We start from the raw sequence: 20,512 nt of genomic DNA on the forward strand, positions 1-20,512 counted from the left end.
AATAACGATAGATATTGGTGACGAAAAATATTTTTTCGGGCACTTGAGATGGTGAAAACCATTGATATATCAACATTTATAGAGGGAGGTATAGTTAATATGGATATTAAAAAAATGTTAGTCAATGACCGTGTTAAACCATACTTATTAAAAGCCCGTTATGGGATTGAAAAAGAAAGTATACGAGTTGACTTATCAGGAAATTTAGCTAAAACGGATCATCCTAAATCGATAAGAGATGAACACCCGTATATTCAGCGAGATTTTTCAGAGCTACAGATGGAATTAATCACACCTGTTACTGAGACATTAGAGGAACTGTTTAATTACTTAGCAGCCATCCATGATGTTGCTTATCGTTCTATGGGTGATCATGAAATGCTTTGGCCATTAAGCATGCCACCACAGTTACCAGAAAAAGAAGAAGATATTGTTATTGCGAAATTGAAAAATGTTGAAAATGTTCTATATCGTCAATCTTTATCCAATTCTTATGGCCGTCGTAAACAAATGCTTTGTGGTGTTCATTTTAACTTTGAATTCGGCGATGAGTTAATCCAAGCGATATTTAACTTACAATCGGAGATAAAAGATTATCTACAGTTTAAAACAGAGATTTATCTAAAAGTCACAAGAAACTATTTACACTATCGATGGTTAGTAACTTATTTTTATGGAGCTTCTCCTAGTAGCGAAAAGAATTATTTTGAAGAAGATTCTTTGAATGGGGCAATAAGAAGCATTAGAAGCAGTAAATTGGGTTATACTAATTCTGATGATGTTCAAGTGTCATATAGTAGTATACAGAACTATATATCAGATCTTTCTTTGATGGTTAAAAAAGGGCTTTTATCAGAAGAAAAAGAATTTTATGCATCTGTCCGTTTAAGAGGCGGACATCATGTTTCAGATTTAGAAGCTCACGGTGTTAGTTATCTTGAATTGCGAAATATAGATTTAAATCCTTTTGAAACGAATGGAATTAGCTATGAACAAGCAGAATTTCTACATCTTTTCTTATTTTATTTACTATGGAAAGATGAGGGTAATAATTGTGATGAGTGGATAAAAATGGGTGATTCTTACAATGATGTAGTGGCTCTTGAGCATCCATTAGAGCATACACAATTTGAAGTAGAAGCTAAAAATATGATCGATGAGATGGAACATTTAGCAGAAATTTTAGATTTGACTATTTCAGATACGTTATTTGTTAACCTGAGAGAAATGCTAATGGACCCAAGTAAGACTTTAGCTGGAAGGCTTTATAAAGAGAGTGAAAAAAGCAGTCAAGGACAAGTGGCTACGTGTATTGCGAAAGAAAACTATAAAAAATCATGGGATAAGCCATATCAATTAACAGGATTTACTGACATGGAGTTGTCCACTCAGATTTTAATGTTTGATTGCTTACAGCAAGGAATAAAGGTAGAAGTTTTGGATCGGCAAGATCAATTTTTGAAGCTTCAATTAAAAGATCATGTTGAATATGTGAAAAATGGGAATATGACAAGTAAAGATAGTTATGTATCCCCTTTAATTATGGAAAATAAAACAGTAACAAAGAAAATTCTTCAACAACATGGATTCCGTGTACCAACAGGTGAGGAATTTAATGATATAGAACATGCTTTAAATTCTTATAATATGTTTTCTGCTAAACCTTTTGTTGTAAAGCCGAAAACAACAAACTATGGATTGGGAATATCAATCTTCAAACAAGAGGCAAATTACGAAGATTATCAAAAAGCAATCACACTCGCATTTAAAGAAGATTCTTCTGTACTAATAGAAGAGTTTCTCTATGGAACAGAATATCGATTTTTTGTGTTACATGATAAAGTTCAGGCGGTTTTATTACGAGTTCCTGCGAATGTTAAAGGCGATGGTGAACATACAATCGAAGAGTTAGTCATTGAAAAGAATCGTGATCCGTTAAGAGGAAAAGACCATAGGACACCTTTAGAAACTATACAATTAGGTGACTTGGAAAACCTTATGCTAAAAGGCCAAGGTTATCAAATGAATTCGATTCCAAAAAATGGTGAAATCGTCTATCTGCGTGAAAATTCTAATGTTAGTACAGGCGGAGATTCGATTGATGTGACAGATCAAATTCCCGATGACTATAAAAAAATAGCAGTGGATGCGGTATCTGCACTGGGAGCTAAAATTAGTGGTATCGATTTGATTATTGAAAATATAGAAGTTCCTGCAGCTAATAAAAATGCTTATGGGATTATTGAAGCGAACTTTAATCCATCAATGTATATGCATATCTATCCATATAAAGGAGAATCTCGACGTTTGACTATGCATATAATACACTTTTTATTCCCTGAACTATTACAAAGTTAGGAATCAAAGTTAGTCAAATTAGGGGTGCCATAAGCAAAACGCGATTATCTACACTATGAAAATCGGGAGTATTTAAAGTATTCTAAGAAGAAAAGTTGGGTGAAAGGCTACTTTGAATACTTGATATCTTAACCCAGTAAACAATGTATTCTACGTATCGAATGTAGTGATATCTTGATAATTAGAAGCATCAAATAACCATACCATTCTAAACATTGTTCTAGGAAGAATTAAAGGTATTTGCTACTTCTTAAGGACGCCTTAAGGCCGTTTTAGCTACCTTCAAGGCGGTTGTAGAATATGATGCTGCGAGGATCGTTGTCTAGACTAATACGTTGTTTATATGGCTTCAATGAATAAATCATTGATAAACAAAGGTTTTCTATGTAAGAGTTAAGATAACTGCATATTTACAACGTTAAGCTGTTGAATGACAATAAAGTTATTTAATGTTCAAATTACTAACATACATAACCCCGTTCTGAGTAGGGACGGGGTTAAAATAATAGTGTTTAAATACTGTGTATAATACTTTCTGTCATTTCATAGTTTACTTTTTCCCTGATTGCATGGACGCTGGTATTACCCTAAATAGCCCGATTGTTGCATTTAAAAATACTGCTTATCAAAAGGATTTAAAGGAACAGCGAGTTCACTATCTATATACAATTCTGATTCACACGCAGGGCAGATATTTTGAAATTTATCTTCATTTTGTAAAATAGCTGTATACAGGTCCTTTAAAGAAATTTGATCTTTATACTTCTGTAAAGACTTCGTTGCCTCTTCACGATCTCTTCGCCAGCTTTATCTCATAATTAGATAAATCATCAACATTTTTCTTTATAAATTGCTTAAACTCTCTTAATGCCTTAGACATTTAAGCTCCCCCTCGTTATATTTAATTCTTACATCTCTAATTCTGTCTAGTCAAAAGTGTCCTCGGTTAAACAACTCTGCTTATGAATATAATCGAATTGTTACATTAATTTGTTTAACAACATATTTGATCTATGTCTTATTCCTTTACGGCTATGTTTGCATTTAACAATTTTTATTCCTCTAGTTTCAATAGTTTTTAAAGATTTTCTGGACCATGCTCCGCTAGCATTTACAAGATTTATAAGCAAATTATGATAAATCGTACTCCAGTCTTGTTTTGAGGGAGAATATAAAATAAGAGTAGATAAAGAACGGGTTTCGCGTTCTACCTCAATAATATTGAATCGACTGCCATGTACCGCATATACTTCAGCAATTACATAACGCCTCTTTGCAATACCATCGCTTAGCTTTGTAAATTTTCGTTCTCCTAGGACCTCTGGTAATACATCGGTAAATGCTCGAATTGCTTTTATCTCTGGATACTGTTCCAATACTTTCAAGACATTAATAAATTCCTGTAGCTCCCCTTGGGCTTTAATCTCATGTAGCATTTGATGTTCTAAACCCCTTGCCAATTGCTGTCCGCCACTATCTGCTGTAGAATGAATAGAATTATTCTCTCCATAGTACCTCTTTGTATTTTCGTCCTCTTCCAAACGTTGCTTGGATGAACCTCGTTTTATTCGTTTGACTATTGGCATCGATGTATATTCATGTTTCAACTGATTCATCTGTACTAAATCAAAATCCTCCGTGGATCCATCTACTTGCTCGTCTAATGTAAAGCCTTCTTCATCGTCGTTTTTGTTTAGGGAACGATATGTATATTTCTTCGCTTCTTTTGACTTCTCTGAATTTTGTATTTCCGGATGTGAAATCGAGATATTTTCATAAGGAATATGCTTATTTTTTACATTGACAATTTGTAGTACAGTCCATGTATTATTGTCCTCTTTTACACGTGCAGTGACAATAATTGGCTGTGTAAAGTTCCATTCGAATTTCAATGACTGTTCTTGCAACCATGTAAAGGCGATGCTTTCATAGACCTGACGTAAATCACGATTCGTTAATAGCCAAACCAATTGATAAATGAAAGTTGTTTTGGTGTATTTTAATTCATACAGTGATGAAAAGCTAAGATGAATCCTATTTGGTTCATATGTTTCTGTGAAAAATTGAGGAAATGAATTTGATTCAAGCAAGCGATACAAAAGAAAACCATTTGGTGCTAGTATACTGCGTAACACTTCAATGACTGGTAAAATGACATTCTTTCCGTTAAAAGAGAATATGAAGCTTCGTGAGGTTGCAGGGTCATTGATCCCTGGAATTTTCCAAGGCTTCTCGTAATATCTGGCACCGTTAGGATAAATCGTTATATCTACTTCCTTTGCATCTTGAGGAGACCGACTGGTGGTAATCACCCCATCACTATAGTAATGTTGAATTGCCAAGCAAGGTAATGTCCCCCAATCTAAAAGGATCTTCTTTGTAACCCTTTTTGCCCGAAAATATGCATATAGCATTATTTTATTATCATAACGAAAAGGATCGCCAATCCATATCAGTCCTACTTTTTCTCCTTTTTTGAACGGCCATTTAATTTTAACTTGTCGTGCGCTCATCCTTATCCACTTCCTGTTTCATATGTATGTACGCCTCTAAATGTGGTTTTATCTCATGAATATGATGTGATTTAACAGCACCCATTCGTTGAACTTTCCACAATACGACTGGTTCCGCGTCTTGCAGCATCCGATCAATAATTTTACAACACCGACGAATTTGAACTTGTGGAACAGACTCTGTCACATTGTTTAAAAGTTTTTTCGTCTTTGGTAATTTATGAAGATGCTTCTCTAAATTAGATAAAATACCTAAACGTTTGCCGATAAGAGACTTTGTTATCCGAACAATTTTTTCTAATGCCAACAATTCTTTGTACAGTTGTTTTATTGCTTTACAATATTCATCATCCCTTGCAGACCAATTCACAGTTTTATTAGCACCTGTTTGTCTACGTTTTTCAGGTGAATGCCCAAACAACCATTCTTTATCGTATCGATACAGGTAGGTATATTCCTTTTTAAAGCGCTCTCTAATTTTCGTTCTTGAATCACGAGGGTATTCCTTTAATCCATCAAGCAATCGCTGTCGATATTTCTGTAACAATAGAGGGCTTGCTTTACTATCGGCTTTTTCTTTTTGTCCGTTCTTAGATAAATACTTTATTACGGTCTTAGAATCAACTCCAAGCATTCCAGCTATGGCTCGTGTGCTTAGATTCTCATTATTTTTTGCTAAAACATGTAATTTTTTATTCCATGTGTCTCCGAATAATTTCACACGACCAATACGATATGTATCCTTTTTTGATTGATCAGGACCCTTTCTGGCATAAACAAAGCCACAGGAACATTCAAATGTACCAATAGGGTTCGCTGATTTATAATCTCTTGTGATAGTTACATGATTAATGACCAGTTGTTTATAATGATCAGCAGCCTTATTTAAGCATGGCCATGGACCTGTACCAAATGAACCTGCATCATCTCCAACATGCAAAAGCTTCTCTACATCTTTTTCTAAAAAGTATAGAAACAACAAATGGCGAAAAGGATGTACATGACGTTCCTCATTACGAGTTAATACCTTTAACCAATTGTACTCATTTTCCTGTTTTAACCCTGAATCATACTTTTCTAAGAACCCTATTGGAAACCTTGCTTGGAATGTATCAAATAACTCATTTTGCCTTATTCGATTTGCCGTAGTAATTAAATTCTTTTCTCTAAGAAGCAATCGATACCTTTTAAAAATATCCTTGCGTGAAATTGCATTTATATCAATATTTAATAGTCGATATGCCATTTTTGCTAACTTTACTTGAATATCAGTATTATCAAGGGACTTAACTTCCTCTAAAATTGAAAAATCCATTCTTTTTGCCTCAAACCGAATAAATTTGATTCTACTTTGTTCGGTGAAATCATCTGGATATTTCTTCAGTTGTAAATCGTGATGTGCGCACAAATTTATACCTTGCAATTGGTGTTCCCGATGTATGTATGGTTCACCATATTTATCAATATCAGCCTGGGCGCATTGTGAACAATAGTATAATCCATCTTTTTTGCAAATACCTCCTGAAACCATACCTAGCCTTGTGTAAAGACCTTTGCCATCACCTTGGACGTCCTGCATAATCTCTTGCTGTCGTTGTTTGGAAAGGAACGGGGCATAAAACGGGTAAATGGTATGTTTCGCTAACAACTTCTCTACCGAATAATGATTTCCCATCTGTTGGACCAAGGCATGAAAATGGCTGCCAATCTCTACACTCGGAATCACAGAGCGACTTTGAAATACCTCTTCCAACGTATCTTTGTAATCAATATTTCCACTGTAAAAGTGATAACGTGCAATCGCCGAATAAATCAACTCATTTGGATATGGATCCGTAAAGAATGGCAGCATTGAATTGCCTCCTAATAGAATTCTTCCAAAGGATTTTTAATGTACCCATTTGCTTTCAATAGTTCATGAGGATGTTGTTTTTTGTCTAATGCTCGCTTTCTTAGCTTAAGTAATGGGAGAACCTCTGCCTTTTTCATATTTTCCTTTGCTTTATTATCTTTCTTTTGTTGATTTAAGTTAATCGCCTGCTGAATTACATCTGATTTTAGTTGATGAAAGTCTATATCAAATGGATTTTCCCCAACAATTTTTTGTACGATTTTTTTAATGTCTTTATCTTTCAAACTATCAAAAATACCCAGGGCTGCTACTTCAACACTTAAGTTTTCAATCGTGTCTTGTCGTTTATACTCGATTGTATTTTTGCGCTCTTTAAACGCCTCCTGAATACGTCCTGCTATTTCTGTGTTTCGCTTATGATTCAGCATGACTTCATCCAGATTGATCATGATATCTTCATATTTCATTATGTCAGCTAAATTGTTCGTCCGAATCGCTGTCATCATTGGTTGAATCGTTTGCATATCTTCTTTAGCAGTCTTTTTTAATACTTGTGGAGTAATTATTTCATTCGGGTTATTTTCATCGAATAAAGCTCGTTCTTGTGCTAGAATAAACAAATTGACAGCGACAGCAGTAATTCCTTGGCACTCATAGTAAAATGCCTTTTTCGTATTCTCTGTAAGCTCGGAATAGGATTTTAAGCACTGTAATTCCCAAAGCGTTTCAAGGAAGAACTCCCATTCTTCACTATCCTCCGCCATACGATCCCAAATAATAGCTCCATCACTTGCAGCCCGTCTAGCCTGCCTGAAGTTCCCCTTAAATAGCTTTTGTGCCTTAGAAGTGCCAATTAAGACCGTGGGAATACCAACTGTATTAGACAGTGTTACAAAAAAATTCAGCATTTCTTCCTGATCATTTTTTGAATGCAGTAAGTGTTGTATTTCATCAATGACTAAAACACCAATGCCATACATACTCGCCAGTGAGGTCATGTGCAACAACATTGTCGATGTGACTCGATTCAAATAACCGTATTTTTCTAAATATCTCGTACCTAGTAAATCATCAATTGCCTTAAAGAAACTTTTACAAAGCGTTGACAAACTACCATCATATGGACAATCGATTTTAAGCCAAACAATTTGTGTACGATTGAAAGATTGTCCTTCATAAGTTTCATGCTTAATCACTTGCGGATACATGAGCAGCAAGCGTTCAATTGCCGTGGTTTTGCCTATACCAGAGATACCTATAATTGATAAACTATCTGCTGTAGAGCGAATATAATTTAAACGGTCCTTGATATGCTTATGTGCAAGCTCTTCCTCTTCACGTAATTCATGCAACACTCGAACACGCTCTAAAAATGTTATGTCTAATGGATTTCGTGCTAAATAACCTCGCCGAATCAGGGTGGATAACCGACGCTCAACCTCAAAGTGAATCGGCAACGGCTGTATAAAGTTCCTTACACGTTTTAATACGTGATAACGAATATTCGTTGCACTTAATTTATCTTGCTCGCTAATTCGGGGAGTCACCATAAATCTTTCTAGCACATCATCCTCACTAAAAATCGGTGGAAGGGCTTCGATGAAAGGATTATTGGTATATTCACTTAAAGGTTGTTCCTTATAGACGCCTTTCTTAAACTCCCCTTTTAAGACAACCATGTCATTTGTTTTTCCCAAATTCCTCATCTCGTTTCTTCTTTAGTTTTTGCATTAGGCGTGAGGGTGATTTCTTCGGTGGTGTCTCATCGACTTTCTCTTTTGTAGCGAAGTTGATTACTTCAGCTGATTCACTAACTTTATTAGGCGATAAATCAAATTTTTCAGATTCACGATTTAATTGTTTTTCAACATCCTTGTTGTCACGAATAGAAGCTATTTTGGCTTTCTTACTCGTTGGTTGGTTATAAGATTGTTTTTTGTTCCTCACAGCTTTTTTAATAATTTCTTCCATTGCTGCATCAGTATTTACGGTGTGTTGAATTTGATTTGTACGTTCTATTTCCTCTAGTTCATTCCGGAGTTGCTGTTGGAATACAATTTCTTCTAAGAAATCTTCTTTATATTGCTGACTTGGTTCTAACAAAACACACGTCTCAAAGTCCATTCCGTCATCGTGTGGAATATAGATTTTTTCAACGTGTCGGGGGTCATAAACAATTTCTACACTTCTATTTTTCAACTTCAAATACCAATCTTCTTCAATCGCTCTTTGAGAACCATATAAGAGATTTTTAAACTTGATGCCAGCCCTTGAAATTGTCGCCTTTCCTCGTGGTAGCACGTTCAAGCGAAGAATATTTCTATCAATTGTTCTTAGCCTTCCTTTGCGATTTTGAATGCCCCAATTCCATAAATTAATTGGCGTTGGTACTAATTCTTCAGCAACCATTTCTTTTTCAACAGGGTATTTTTCAATGACTTTTTGGTTGTGATGCAGCGCCATTGTGATAATAAGAGACGTAAATTCCTTTAAATTCAGCGTAGCATTTAAGCGATAATCCTGATCACCACGCTCTCGAAATTCCTTTTGAATTGCTCCAGGTGCCTTTTGCTTTACCTTTCCGTTAAACGTACGGAACTTTCTTTCAACAATCCCTTTCAAATCTCCACGGTAAGCCGTAGTATTCTCAATTTTAATATTAAGATTATTAATTAAGTTGTCTACCGAATAACCTTCAAACTCACCTCGGTCAGCAATAATTATTTCAGGCAAATGATGTGTTGGCCATTGCTCAGGAGTTATATCAATTCCATATTGCTTACAAAATTCTACTTTGTCTGCAACCATATTATCTAAAGCCATCATTGCACCAACCCATGATGGACCTTCTAGTCCAACGTAGAGACCTGTGATAATACGTGAATACACATCTAATACCGCATAAATAACTGGTCGTCCAATTACTTTATTTACATCAAGCGAACTAACTAAATAAATATCCGCAATAGTTGCATCAATCTGAAATCTAGTTCCAGGACCATTTGTTTCCAATTTAGAATTACTTAAAATCGGGCGATGCTTCAACTCATACTCTTTCGTACTTTTACGAAATTGAATATCTTTTTTCGGATCTTCAAGCTTTTTAAACCAATAGTAAAACTGATGATATGAGGGGGTTCGGGTAGCATCCCAAATACGGTATTTCAGCTCACCGTTTTCCTTATAGCGATTAGAATAGAAGTCACGTAGCATAAAATTATAAACATCTTTTAAAGAGTATTTATTCTTTTTCCTGTAGTACTTATTGATAACGTGTTCAATTTGGACCTTTACTTCTTCTGTAATGTTAATACCGATTTGATATTCATTATTTATATTTACTCTTCTAGGACGACCAACTTTTTCTTTCGTTAAAGCTTTCGTTTTACCTTTACCACCTGAATTAGAGTAGTCAGGTAACATGGCGTTTTTGGTCATGCCACGCTGCCAATATCGAGTTAGTAGCTTTTTAACCTTTGTCTTGCCTAAGTTGCTCTCTTGAACGATTTCACGAATCTTGCTTTCTCTTCCTTGCTTTTGGAGCAAATCTGGCATATTGGGGACACAGTATTTTTGTATATCTCCCCAATCTTCTTCACGCTTACGAATCTGCACCTCTGTTAAATCATCTTCGGAAATCACCTTTGCATAAGGATCACTAATCGCTAACAGTTCACCTTGCTTGATATCTGTGGTTAGACTAGAGTATAGCTCTTTGCGTGGCATAGCACTGTTGGTGTCAATATTAACTATATAGACATGCGGTTCTTCCATATCTATTACCCGAATTCTTTTTGAATCTGTTACATATTGAAATACCTGATTAATATAAATCATCCGTACTTCACCTTCTCCAATTTACTTTCATCAATATACTTAACATCAATTGGTTGCTCTAAATCAATTGGCTTGTACATATCTGTAACCATTATTTTTTTAGCTAGCAGATGATAAAACAACGTAACACCACTTCCAAAAGGCAAGTGTGTATCTGCATCAAACTCACTAGTAATTTCCCGGATACTTTGCGAATTATTCAATAGACGATTCATAAGAGACATTGATAAATCTTCTATATGTTGGTTAGCCATTTCTCGATATACATCATAGCTACGAATATCAAAGTAATCATGGATATAACTAATATTTCTAGCCATAGTCTTATCGATTTCTTCTTCTGTTACAATACCCCAACTAGTACCTTTACGCTCCCAGTATTCCCGTTCAATTTCGAATTTCTCTAACACACGCTCTTCTAGTAACTTATCTTTCATTTTGATAGTATGAGCGACTTCAAATACACCTTGACCCTTATCAACTGTTAATAAAAAGTCCGTTGTCATAACAATTGGATCGCCTGTTTTTGGATCAGTTGGGTGTTTAATTCCAAGCTCTTCCGCAATGACAATCGTCTCTTCTTGTGGTAATAAAGGAAATTGTTCACGAATATCTAAGACAACATCGGAAAATTCAGTCAAATAAAAGTAATTTCGTTCCAAATCCGATAAAAACTCATATTGTCTGCCGGCTTTTATACCTTTTAACCTCGTTGACCGACCTAATGAGGAAACATCTTGAATTTTTAGCCATGGTTGATAATCTGCCCCACTTCCAGTTCCTCTACCTTCTTTAATCCACTTATCGACTTTAGATGTTCTTTTTCTTTTCGCCACAAAAACACCCCTTTAGACAATCATATCCAAAGGGGTAAAACTTCGCAACTTTTTTATAAACATCGCGACTTTGTTTTAAACATCGCATCTTTTTTACAAACGTCGCGACTTTATTTTAAACTTACAAATCGTTTGGAGTCGATTTGTTTACTTATTCAACCGTTACTGACTTCGCCAAGTTACGTGGCTTATCGACGTCACAGTCGCGACCGAGTGCCGCGTAGTATGAGATCAATTGAAGTGGCAAGACAGACAAGAGCGGTGACAAGAGTGGCTCGACTGCTGGGATGACGAATGCATCCGTCGGCAATTCAAGACCTTCTGCTGCGATGACACACGCGTTTGCCCCACGTGCGACGACTTCCTTGACGTTCCCACGGTTGTTGAGGTGAACGTGTGGTTGTGTCACGAGCGCGATGACCGGTGTGTTGTCTTCGATCAAAGCGATCGGACCGTGCTTGAGCTCTCCACCCGCGTATCCTTCTGCTTGGATATACGAGATCTCTTTGAGTTTCAATGCACCTTCCATCCCGACGTATGCATCTTGTCCACGACCGATGAAGAACGCGTTACGTGACTCAGACAAGTATTCTGTCGCGATTTCTTGGAAACGATCCTTTTGAGACATGACCGATTCCATCGCACTTGAGATTTTACCGAGTTCCTTCATGAGATCGAAGTTGACGGCAACTCCTTTTGCTTGAGCAAGGTCAAACGCAAGGACAGCAAGAACAGCGATTTGAGCTGTATACGCTTTTGTTGAAGCAACGGCGATTTCTGGACCCGCGTGGAGCAATAATGTTGCGTTTGCTTCACGTGACAATGTTGATCCTGGAACGTTTGTGATCGTCAGTGCCGGGTGACCAAGTTTCTTCGCTTCGACGAGAACGGCACGGCTATCCGCTGTTTCGCCTGATTGTGAAAGGAAGAGGAAGAGCGGTTTCTCTGTCAATAATGGCATGTTGTATCCGAACTCAGAAGAGATGTGAACTTCTGTCGGGATGCCTGCGATTTGTTCGATCAACTGTTTTCCGATCAAACCAGCATGGTAGCTTGTTCCGCAACCGATGATGTAGACACGGTCACGACCAAGTACGAGATCACGGACCGATTGGTCGAGTGTGATGTCGCCTGCTTCGTTTTGATATTTTTGAACGATGTTCCGGATGACTGCTGGTTGCTCATCCATCTCTTTGAGCATGTAGTGCGCGTACGTTCCTTTTTCGATATCTGATGCATCGATTTCAGCCGTGTACGCTTCACGCTCTTGGACGTTCCCATCGAGATCTTGGATCGTGACGCTATCACGCGTCAAGATGATCATCTCGCCATCATGCAACTCGATAAATTGATCCGTTACTTGTAACATTGCCATTGCGTCTGATGCGACGACGTTGAACGTACCGTCACCGAGACCAACGAGAAGTGGTGATTTGTTTTTTGCGACGTATAAGACGTCTGGATTTTCAGCATCGATCAATGCGAGGGCATACGAACCGTGCAAGACACGGAGTGTTTGACGGAATGCTTCCGCGACGTCACCTGTCTCGTTGAAGTTCTTTTCAATCATCTGAACGATGACTTCTGTATCTGTGTCGCTGAGGAGATCGACATTCAATTCTGCTTTTAGCTGCTCATCATTTTCAATGACGCCGTTGTGCACGAGTGTGAAACGTGCTGACGCACTTTGGTGCGGGTGCGCGTTTGGTACGCTTGGGACACCGTGTGTTGCCCAGCGTGTGTGTCCGATTCCGACTGTGCCGTCTGCATCAGCAGGAACGACTTCGCGTAGCGCAGCAATCCGACCTACTTCTTTGTGGACTTGAACGCCGTCGTTGACGAACGCAAGACCTGCCGAGTCATAGCCGCGGTACTCGAGCTTCTCGAGACCTTTTAATAAAATTTCCTTCGTGTTGACCTGTCCGATCATACCTACGATTCCGCACATGTTACATCTCTCCATTTACAAGTATTTCCCTAAAGAGGAAACGGCTCTTGTTGAGAGGATCCCGATCGGTCTGTTTGTCCGTCCAATCACTTGAACGATTTCAGAACGATTTACGGTATGGATCTGGTACCGGGAGGCATCCGCCGAATGATTCGATAAACCTCCACCTCGTCAGCTTTCATCCTACGAAGAAAGCCCTGGCGCTTCTTGTTTCCGTCTGACCCCGTTTCTGTCCGACTTCACCATCATACGAACTTTAATCTGAAAAAGCAAGAAAGGTAACGTATTTGTAACTATTCCCGATATTTTTCTATTCAATACGCATAATCCCTATTTTTTGTAAAAATATCAATCTATTTTTCTAAAATAATTGTAAAAAAAGAAGCAGAGCAATCGCTCTGCTTTGGGTTGCTTAGTTTTCTTGTAACGCGTAGTTCTCACGAACGACGTTCGCGATCCGCTCGACGTACGCATCACACGCTTCTTGTGTCGGAGCTTCCGCCATGACACGAACGAGTGGTTCTGTTCCTGACGCACGGACGAGAATCCGTCCGTTGCCCGCCATCTCCGCTTCGACTTCTGCAATGATCGCTTGCACGGCAGGGCCGCTCATTGCGCCATTTTTGTCTGAGACACGGATGTTAACGAGACGTTGTGGGAAGATTGGCATCTCAGCTGCGAGTTCCGATAACTTCTTCCCTGTCGCTTTCATGATTTGCAACAACTGGACGCCTGATAACATACCGTCCCCTGTCGTTGAGTAGTCCATGAAGATGATGTGTCCCGACTGTTCGCCACCGAGTGTATAGTCGTTCTTACGCATCTCTTCAACGACGTAACGGTCACCGACCGCTGTCTGAAGCGCCGTCATCCCGTTTTCTTCGACGGTTTTATGGAAACCGAGGTTACTCATGACCGTCGCGACGATCGTGTTGTCTTTCAAACGACCGAGTTCGTTCAAGTATTTCCCGCAGATGAACATGATTTTATCGCCATCCACGATATCGCCGTTCTCATCGACTGCGATCAAGCGGTCGCCGTCTCCATCAAACGATAAACCAACGTCCGCGCCTTTTTCCTTAACGAAGGCAGCAAGATGTTCAGGGTGTGTCGAACCGACACCATCATTGATGTTGAGTCCGTTCGGAGTTGTACCTATTGTCGATACTTCCGCTTCCAAGTCACCGAATAGACGTGGTGCGAGGCTTGACGTCGCCCCGTGTGCGCCGTCGATCGCAACATGGATGCCTGAGAAATCTTCATCCGATGTCTGACGAAGCATGTGGAGATATTTCTGAGCCCCTTCATAGTAATCATGAACGAAGCCGAGTTCTTTTCCGGCTGGGCGTGGTAATGTGTCTTCTGCTTCATCGAGTAATGCTTCGATTTCAAGTTCTGTTGCATCATCGAGCTTAAAGCCGTCTGAACCGAAGAACTTGATCCCGTTATCTTCCACTGGATTGTGCGATGCAGAGATCATGACTCCAGCTGTCGCATCCATCGTTTTTGTCAGGTATGCGACACCAGGTGTCGAGATGACACCAAGACGCATGACTTCTGCACCGATTGATAACAGACCCGCGATGAGTGCATTCTCAAGCATTTGACCAGATACACGTGTATCGCGTCCAATCAAGACTTTTGGTCGTGTGCTTTCGTGTTTCGTCAACACGTAACCACCTGTTCGACCGAGGCGATACGCAAGTTCCGGTGTCAATTCTACGTTTGCGACGCCGCGTACGCCGTCAGTTCCAAAATACTTACCCATGTGTTATTTCCTCATTTCACTAATTTGTTTTAATTGGTCGGAATCGATGTCCGGGGAATCGCTTTTAATGTGACATCCATATTATCCGGACGCAGGACATCAAAGGCTTTTGATGTCTGATACGAGATCGGCAATCCATGCGTTCCTTCTTTTAATCCTGTCACGTCGATGACCGCTTTGATATCCGTCGCATCAATCGATGCTAAATCAGATTCTTTCCCGCGGACGACGACATCAATCGTTTGATTGTAATCAATCGTATACTTTGATTCATCGAATCCATTCAACGTGACCGTCACACCCGGAATCGTTTTCTCCGCTCGATCCTCGACAGTTTCTGTCGTCGAATTGGCATTTTCTTTTTCGACGACGATATTGACAGTGACCTGTGTCGGATCCATCGCTGTCGCGTTTTCCGGTTCAACGAGTTTGACGGTTTTTTCCGTCGTCTTCGTCAATCCTTTGAGCGAGACCGCTTCCGTATCAACAGAACCGATACGCTCTAGTTCTTCTTTTGTTCCATATAGACGAGCTTCCGTCGTGACGGGAACGATCTTGACGACAGTATATCCTTTTTTAACGTTGTCTTTTGTCTTCACATTAATCGGTACCGTCTTACTTTCCTTATAGATCGGTACTGTGATTTCTAATTGTTCCGGTTGATAAGATGCACTGATCGTATTCCCGTTCGTGTCAGTCGCTTTAGCATTGAACGTCTCTTTGAACGTCTCTGCCCGACCGGTCACATCGATCGGTACTTGGATTGCTGAAATCGCCTGTAACTTCTCTGCGCCTCCCGTGACTTCAACAGTTTGTTGGTTCGGTTGCGCTTCCCCAGCAACATATCCTTCAGCAATTTTGTTTTTATTCAGTAAGGCGACTTGTACCGGTACTTCCTTTGTAATCTTCTTATCGAGGAAAACTTCGATCGTCTCCTGTTTTGGTGTCACCTCGACATCTTTTCCGAAGCCAGTTGCTGTGACACGGACACGATGATAGCCAGGGTCGAGTCCTTTCAAATCAATCGATAATCCAAAATCTTGGACGAGCCGGAGCATCGTCAAGCTACTCGACGGACCTTTGACGGTCACTTCCATACTATCTGGAATATTATAGGCGACCCACTGCGATTCATCATACTGGACCGTGACCGGCACGTCAAATTTCGTCGAACCTTGTCCTGCGATCGGTAATAGACTAGCAGCATCACTTTTTCCCGTCGTATTCGAACCTGCGACCATCAAATACAACATGACGGCTAAGGCGACGGCAACGATGCGTAAAAACCAGCGTTCATTGAACCACTTTTCGAACATTATTTTTTCGCCCCCATCCAGTTCAAGAAGGAAGTATTCGTCGGTTCGGCCTTGACGATCGACTCAAGTAACTTTGTCCGTAATGATTCTTCGTCGAGTTCCCGGTACAGACGTCCATTGATAGCGAGTGAGACACCACCCGTTTCTTCCGAGACGACGAGCGTGACGCTATCCGTCACCTCACTGACACCGATGGCAGCACGGTGACGTGTTCCAAGCTCTTTTGAGATATGTGCACTCTCAGACAGCGGTAAGTAACAAGCGGCTGCTGCTAACTTGCCTTGCTGGACGATGACGGCACCATCATGTAAGGGTGTATTCGGAATGAACAAGTTGATCAGCAACTGACTCGTGATTTGTGAACCGAGCGGAATGCCCGTCTCCACGTATTCACTTAGTCCTGTCTCGCGTTCAATCGTCACGAGTGCTCCGATACGACGTTTTGACATGTACTGGGCAGACGATACGAGTGCATCGACGATTCGAACTTGTTCATCTTCATCACTGATGGCACTACGTGAGAAGAATTTACTCGTTCGTCCTAAGTGTTCCAGTCCACGCCTTAGTTCGGGTTGGAAGATGATGATAATCCCCAGTAACCCGTAGGTGATGATTTGATTCAATAAGAATTGCAATGTTTTGAGTCCAAAAAAGCCACTCAAGAACCAACTGATCAAAATGACCGAGATCCCTTTAATGAGCTGGACTGCTTTTGTTCCTTTGACAATGATCATGAGACGGTAAATGACGAAAGTCACGACCGCAATATCAATCACGTCATTAATATAATCGTACCAATGTACGTTTTCTCCCAGTTTCAACAATTGAAATTGAAGTGGTTGCCAGCTGAAGTAATTCACCAACCGTGCCCCCTAACTCATCTGATTTAAACAGTTTCCATTATAGCACAAAGGGACGAGTTCGACTCGTCCCAGCTGATTATTGAAATAGACGCTTGATTCCGTACCAAACGCGTTCGAATAATTGATCAATTTCCTTGATTTCTCCGGTCACGCTACCAGCACTCGCCGTGTAAGCTTTCCCGTCAACGGTCATGACATCGCCATTGACTTTCCCTTCGATTCGGACGTTCCCACCTTCGACATATAGATCTTGATCGACCGTGACGCCTTTCGGGACGACGACCTCGCCATTTTGAGCGACGATACCTGGTGCATTCGTATAGGATAAGTCATGTTCTTCTTGTGCCATATAACCACCTAGGCTACCGACCGACAAGAGTAAGAAAACAGCCGCTGCCGCGAGCAATGGGTACTGCTTCATCTTACCTCCAAAACGAGACGGTTGCGGTTGGTGTAGCAAAGCAGCGCTTGGCGTCTCCACCTGTTCAGGCAATTGTGCCAGCACGCGGGATGTAAAATCTGCCGATAATTTAGGCGCTGGAAGTTGACGCAGTCGAGCATCAAGGAGCCGATACTCTTCGAACTCGTCCATCGCGTCTACTTCTCGTAACTCTGCTTCTAATCGCTCGAATTCCTCAGGTGGTTGGTTTTGGTCTAAATAATCCTGGATCCGTTCATGTACATGCTCTCGTGACATGGTGAGTTCCTCCTTCTCATCGTTTAGCAAAATGCTTCTTCAGCGCTTCTCGTCCACGATGAATTCTAGTTTTGACAGTAGCGACAGGTAATTCGATCATTTCACTGATTTCCTTTAGCGAAAGATCTTCTACATATTTCAGGACGAGTGGGACACGGTATTTTTCTGGTAAAGCTGCAATCGCGTCCCCAACTTCGTTTCGTTGCTCGTTATCGACCACTTGGTCCTCCGGCAAGGTGTCCTTGCTCTCGAGTTGTGAATACAATGTCAGTCCTTCAGTACCTGACATCTCAGCATCAAGAGAATAGTCAGGTTTCTTTTTCCGTAATCGGTCAATCGATACGTTCGTGACGATTCGGTACAACCAAGTCCGGAACTTCCATTGTGCATTATACGAATCAATCTTCGTAAATACACGGATGAAGGCTTCCTGTGTCGCATCCTCCGCTTCCATTCGATCGCGCAAGACGCGGAAAGCCACAAGAAAGGCACCTTCCTTATATAGATCAACAAGTGCCGCGAATGCATCACGGTCTCCCTGCTTCACTCGCTCAATTAAGCGTAGTGTCGTTTCTTCCACTTTGAATACCCCCCGCTCTATGCGGTCAATCTCTTATACGAAGTCGACCGATAAATGTTTCATCTCCTTTTAAATTGTAACAAAAAAAACTTGAACCCCGATGAAAAGAGTTCAAGTTCTATCCATTATTTTACTAAGCGATGTGTTTCCATTGCCAAAAGTAGATCTCCGATCAGTTCATTCGCAAGTTCTGCTGTTCCGTTTCCTTCTTCAAGCAACGGATTCACTTCAACGAATTCAGCTGCAATGAAATCTTCTGCCGTTGCGCAATGCTTGAGCACTGTCTTCGCATCGTCTAAGAAAATACCGTCAGCGACACGTGTTCCTGTACCGACGACGAGTGATGGATCGAGACCATCCATATCAAAGCTAAGATAGAACGCATCCGTCGTTTCCTTCAAATAGGCAATCGCTTCTTCCATGATCGCGTCCATTCCCCGAGTTCGGATTGCTTCCATATCATAGACACGAATACCAAGACGATCAATCAGCTCTTGTTCTCCTGGATCAACGTCACGTAATCCGATGAAGACGAGATGTTCCGGTTGCAACTTGATATCGGTTCCTCCGACTTCGGTTAAACGCTGATGTCCTTCCCCAAGGGCTACAGCGAGCGGCATACCGTGGATGTTACCAGACGGTGATGTTTCCGGTGTATTCAAATCACCGTGTGCATCGAACCAGATGACTCCAAGACGTGGTACAGTCTGACGTAACCCTGCAATCGTTCCGATCGCCATGCTGTGATCACCACCGACTAATAACGGAAAACGTTGCTCCGATAACGCATCATGTACAATTAGATGCAAGTCATTCGTCGTATGGACGACGCCTTCAAGACGTTTCAGCTTCGGATCTTCTTCTCGGACCGCATCCTCGGATAAAACAGCCGCTTCCCCGTAGCGTACTGCTTCTTGTCCCCGTGCTTCGAGTGTCGCGAGTAGACCCGCTTTTTCGACAGCAGCAGGTCCGTGTTCAGTGCCTGGCTTTCCTTGTCCATAACGGTACGGTACGCTGATATACGCGATGTTCATACGATATTCCCCCTATGTCATAGTCACTTCTACATATATTGTAAGCGGTAACAAACAAGTGGTTCAACTCAACAAAAAAACGCATGAATATACAAAAAAACACCGTGAAGGGAATCACGGTGTTCTTGCGTACGTACTCTGGTTATGCTTGGCATTTCATATAAAAAAAACTTAAGACGAACGAAACTCGCTTAAGATCTTTAAATAAAATTGGTGGAGCCTAGCGGGATCGAACCGCTGACCTCCTGCGTGCAAGGCAGGCGCTCTCCCAGCTGAGCTAAGGCCCCGAAAGAAAAAGCGGAAGACGGGATTCGAACCCGCGACCCCGACCTTGGCAAGGTCGTATTCTACCACTGAACTACTTCCGCAAGAAATGAGCCATGCAGGATTCGAACCTGCGACCCTCTGATTAAAAGTCAGATGCTCTACCAACTGAGCTAATGGCTCGACATGGTGGGGGGGGGCGGATTCGAACCGCCGAACCCGAGGGAGCGGATTTACAGTCCGCCGCGTTTAGCCACTTCGCTACCCCCCCAGTTTGTCTAGGAAATTTATACGATTGAGAAAAAACAGTGCCGGCAACAGGAGTCGAACCCGCGACCTACTGATTACAAGTCAGTTGCTCTACCAGCTGAGCTACACCGGCACAAAAAGTATAATGGTGACCCGTACGGGATTCGAACCCGTGTTACCGCCGTGAAAGGGCGGTGTCTTAACCGCTTGACCAACGGGCCATTGGCTCCGCAAGTAGGATTTGAACCTACGACCTACCGGTTAACAGCCGGTTGCTCTACCACTGAGCTATTGCGGAATAAATTAAATGCCTGGCAACGTCCTATCCTCACAGGGGGAAGCCCCCAACTACTTTCGGCGTTCAAGTGCTTAACTTCCGTGTTCGGCATGGGAACGG

At 40.9% G+C, this 20,512-nt stretch carries 13 protein-coding genes, 7 tRNA genes and 1 rRNA gene; 1 reads left to right on the top strand and 20 read right to left on the bottom strand.

The window, feature by feature from the left end; translation table 11 throughout:
- Positions 1-99 precede the first annotated feature (99 nt).
- The gene (gene gshAB / locus KNQ15_RS15620; protein WP_214730023.1) at positions 100-2,358 is read left to right on the top strand and encodes a bifunctional glutamate--cysteine ligase GshA/glutathione synthetase GshB; all 2,259 of its coding nucleotides are present in this window, start codon (positions 100-102) and stop codon (positions 2,356-2,358) included.
- A 980-nt stretch (positions 2,359-3,338) separates the two neighbouring features.
- On the opposite strand, the gene KNQ15_RS15625 is transcribed toward gshAB, so the two are convergent.
- From KNQ15_RS15625 to rrf, 20 genes are all read right to left on the bottom strand, one after another.
- Positions 3,339-4,871: a Tn7-like element transposition protein TnsE gene (locus tag KNQ15_RS15625; protein WP_053522648.1), complete on the bottom strand. Its 1,533-nt coding sequence runs from the start codon at positions 4,869-4,871 to the stop codon at positions 3,339-3,341.
- Positions 4,852-6,723 carry a TnsD family Tn7-like transposition protein gene (locus tag KNQ15_RS15630; RefSeq protein WP_053522647.1) on the bottom strand — a complete coding sequence of 624 codons (1,872 nt, stop codon included), beginning with the start codon at positions 6,721-6,723 and terminating at the stop codon, positions 4,852-4,854. The genes KNQ15_RS15625 and KNQ15_RS15630 overlap by 20 nt, the downstream gene beginning before the upstream one ends.
- Positions 6,724-6,734: 11 nt before the next feature.
- Positions 6,735-8,429 (bottom strand): ATP-binding protein, encoded by a 1,695-nt coding sequence (locus KNQ15_RS15635; protein ID WP_053522646.1) that lies wholly within the window; start codon positions 8,427-8,429, stop codon positions 6,735-6,737.
- Positions 8,404-10,560, bottom strand: coding sequence for a Mu transposase C-terminal domain-containing protein (locus KNQ15_RS15640; protein WP_053522645.1), 2,157 nt, complete (start codon positions 10,558-10,560; stop codon positions 8,404-8,406). Before KNQ15_RS15640 ends, KNQ15_RS15635 begins: the two co-directional genes overlap by 26 nt.
- Positions 10,557-11,396, bottom strand: coding sequence for a heteromeric transposase endonuclease subunit TnsA (locus tag KNQ15_RS15645; RefSeq protein WP_053522644.1), 840 nt, complete (start codon positions 11,394-11,396; stop codon positions 10,557-10,559). The genes KNQ15_RS15640 and KNQ15_RS15645 overlap by 4 nt, the downstream gene beginning before the upstream one ends.
- 151 nt (positions 11,397-11,547) lie before the next feature.
- Positions 11,548-13,344 carry a glutamine--fructose-6-phosphate transaminase (isomerizing) gene (glmS, locus tag KNQ15_RS15650; RefSeq protein WP_064300436.1) on the bottom strand — a complete coding sequence of 599 codons (1,797 nt, stop codon included), beginning with the start codon at positions 13,342-13,344 and terminating at the stop codon, positions 11,548-11,550.
- A gap of 412 nt (positions 13,345-13,756) precedes the next feature.
- Complete coding sequence (gene glmM / locus KNQ15_RS15655; RefSeq protein ID WP_029343107.1) at positions 13,757-15,112, bottom strand: phosphoglucosamine mutase; 1,356 nt, start codon at positions 15,110-15,112, stop codon at positions 13,757-13,759.
- 29 nt (positions 15,113-15,141) lie between these two features.
- Positions 15,142-16,428, bottom strand: a complete 1,287-nt coding sequence (locus tag KNQ15_RS15660) for a CdaR family protein (RefSeq protein ID WP_064300434.1) — start codon at positions 16,426-16,428, stop codon at positions 15,142-15,144.
- Positions 16,428-17,288 (bottom strand): diadenylate cyclase CdaA, encoded by an 861-nt coding sequence (gene cdaA / locus KNQ15_RS15665; RefSeq protein ID WP_290776603.1) that lies wholly within the window; start codon positions 17,286-17,288, stop codon positions 16,428-16,430. Before cdaA ends, KNQ15_RS15660 begins: the two co-directional genes overlap by 1 nt.
- 79 nt (positions 17,289-17,367) lie before the next feature.
- The gene (locus KNQ15_RS15670; RefSeq protein ID WP_023466661.1) at positions 17,368-17,988 is read right to left on the bottom strand and encodes an anti-sigma factor; all 621 of its coding nucleotides are present in this window, start codon (positions 17,986-17,988) and stop codon (positions 17,368-17,370) included.
- A gap of 16 nt (positions 17,989-18,004) precedes the next feature.
- The gene (sigW, locus tag KNQ15_RS15675; protein WP_023466660.1) at positions 18,005-18,568 is read right to left on the bottom strand and encodes an RNA polymerase sigma factor SigW; all 564 of its coding nucleotides are present in this window, start codon (positions 18,566-18,568) and stop codon (positions 18,005-18,007) included.
- Between the two features lie 125 nt (positions 18,569-18,693).
- Positions 18,694-19,602, bottom strand: coding sequence for an arginase (gene rocF / locus KNQ15_RS15680; protein WP_214730024.1), 909 nt, complete (start codon positions 19,600-19,602; stop codon positions 18,694-18,696).
- 211 nt (positions 19,603-19,813) lie between these two features.
- Positions 19,814-19,889, bottom strand: a tRNA-Ala gene (locus tag KNQ15_RS15685).
- Between the two features lie 9 nt (positions 19,890-19,898).
- Positions 19,899-19,970 (bottom strand) — tRNA-Gly (locus tag KNQ15_RS15690).
- Positions 19,971-19,976: 6 nt separating this feature from the next.
- Positions 19,977-20,049, bottom strand: a tRNA-Lys gene (locus KNQ15_RS15695).
- Between the two features lie 4 nt (positions 20,050-20,053).
- Positions 20,054-20,137: transfer RNA gene (locus tag KNQ15_RS15700), tRNA-Tyr, on the bottom strand.
- A 38-nt stretch (positions 20,138-20,175) separates the two neighbouring features.
- Positions 20,176-20,248, bottom strand: a tRNA-Thr gene (locus tag KNQ15_RS15705).
- A 13-nt stretch (positions 20,249-20,261) separates the two neighbouring features.
- A tRNA-Glu gene (locus KNQ15_RS15710) sits at positions 20,262-20,336 on the bottom strand.
- 2 nt (positions 20,337-20,338) lie between these two features.
- A tRNA-Asn gene (locus tag KNQ15_RS15715) sits at positions 20,339-20,413 on the bottom strand.
- A gap of 11 nt (positions 20,414-20,424) precedes the next feature.
- A 5S ribosomal RNA gene (gene rrf / locus KNQ15_RS15720) occupies positions 20,425-20,512 on the bottom strand; the annotation flags it as partial.

Origin of the sequence: Exiguobacterium sp. s168, assembly GCF_018619035.1 — a bacterium.
Taxonomy (GTDB): Bacteria; Bacillota; Bacilli; order Exiguobacteriales; family Exiguobacteriaceae; genus Exiguobacterium_A; species Exiguobacterium_A acetylicum.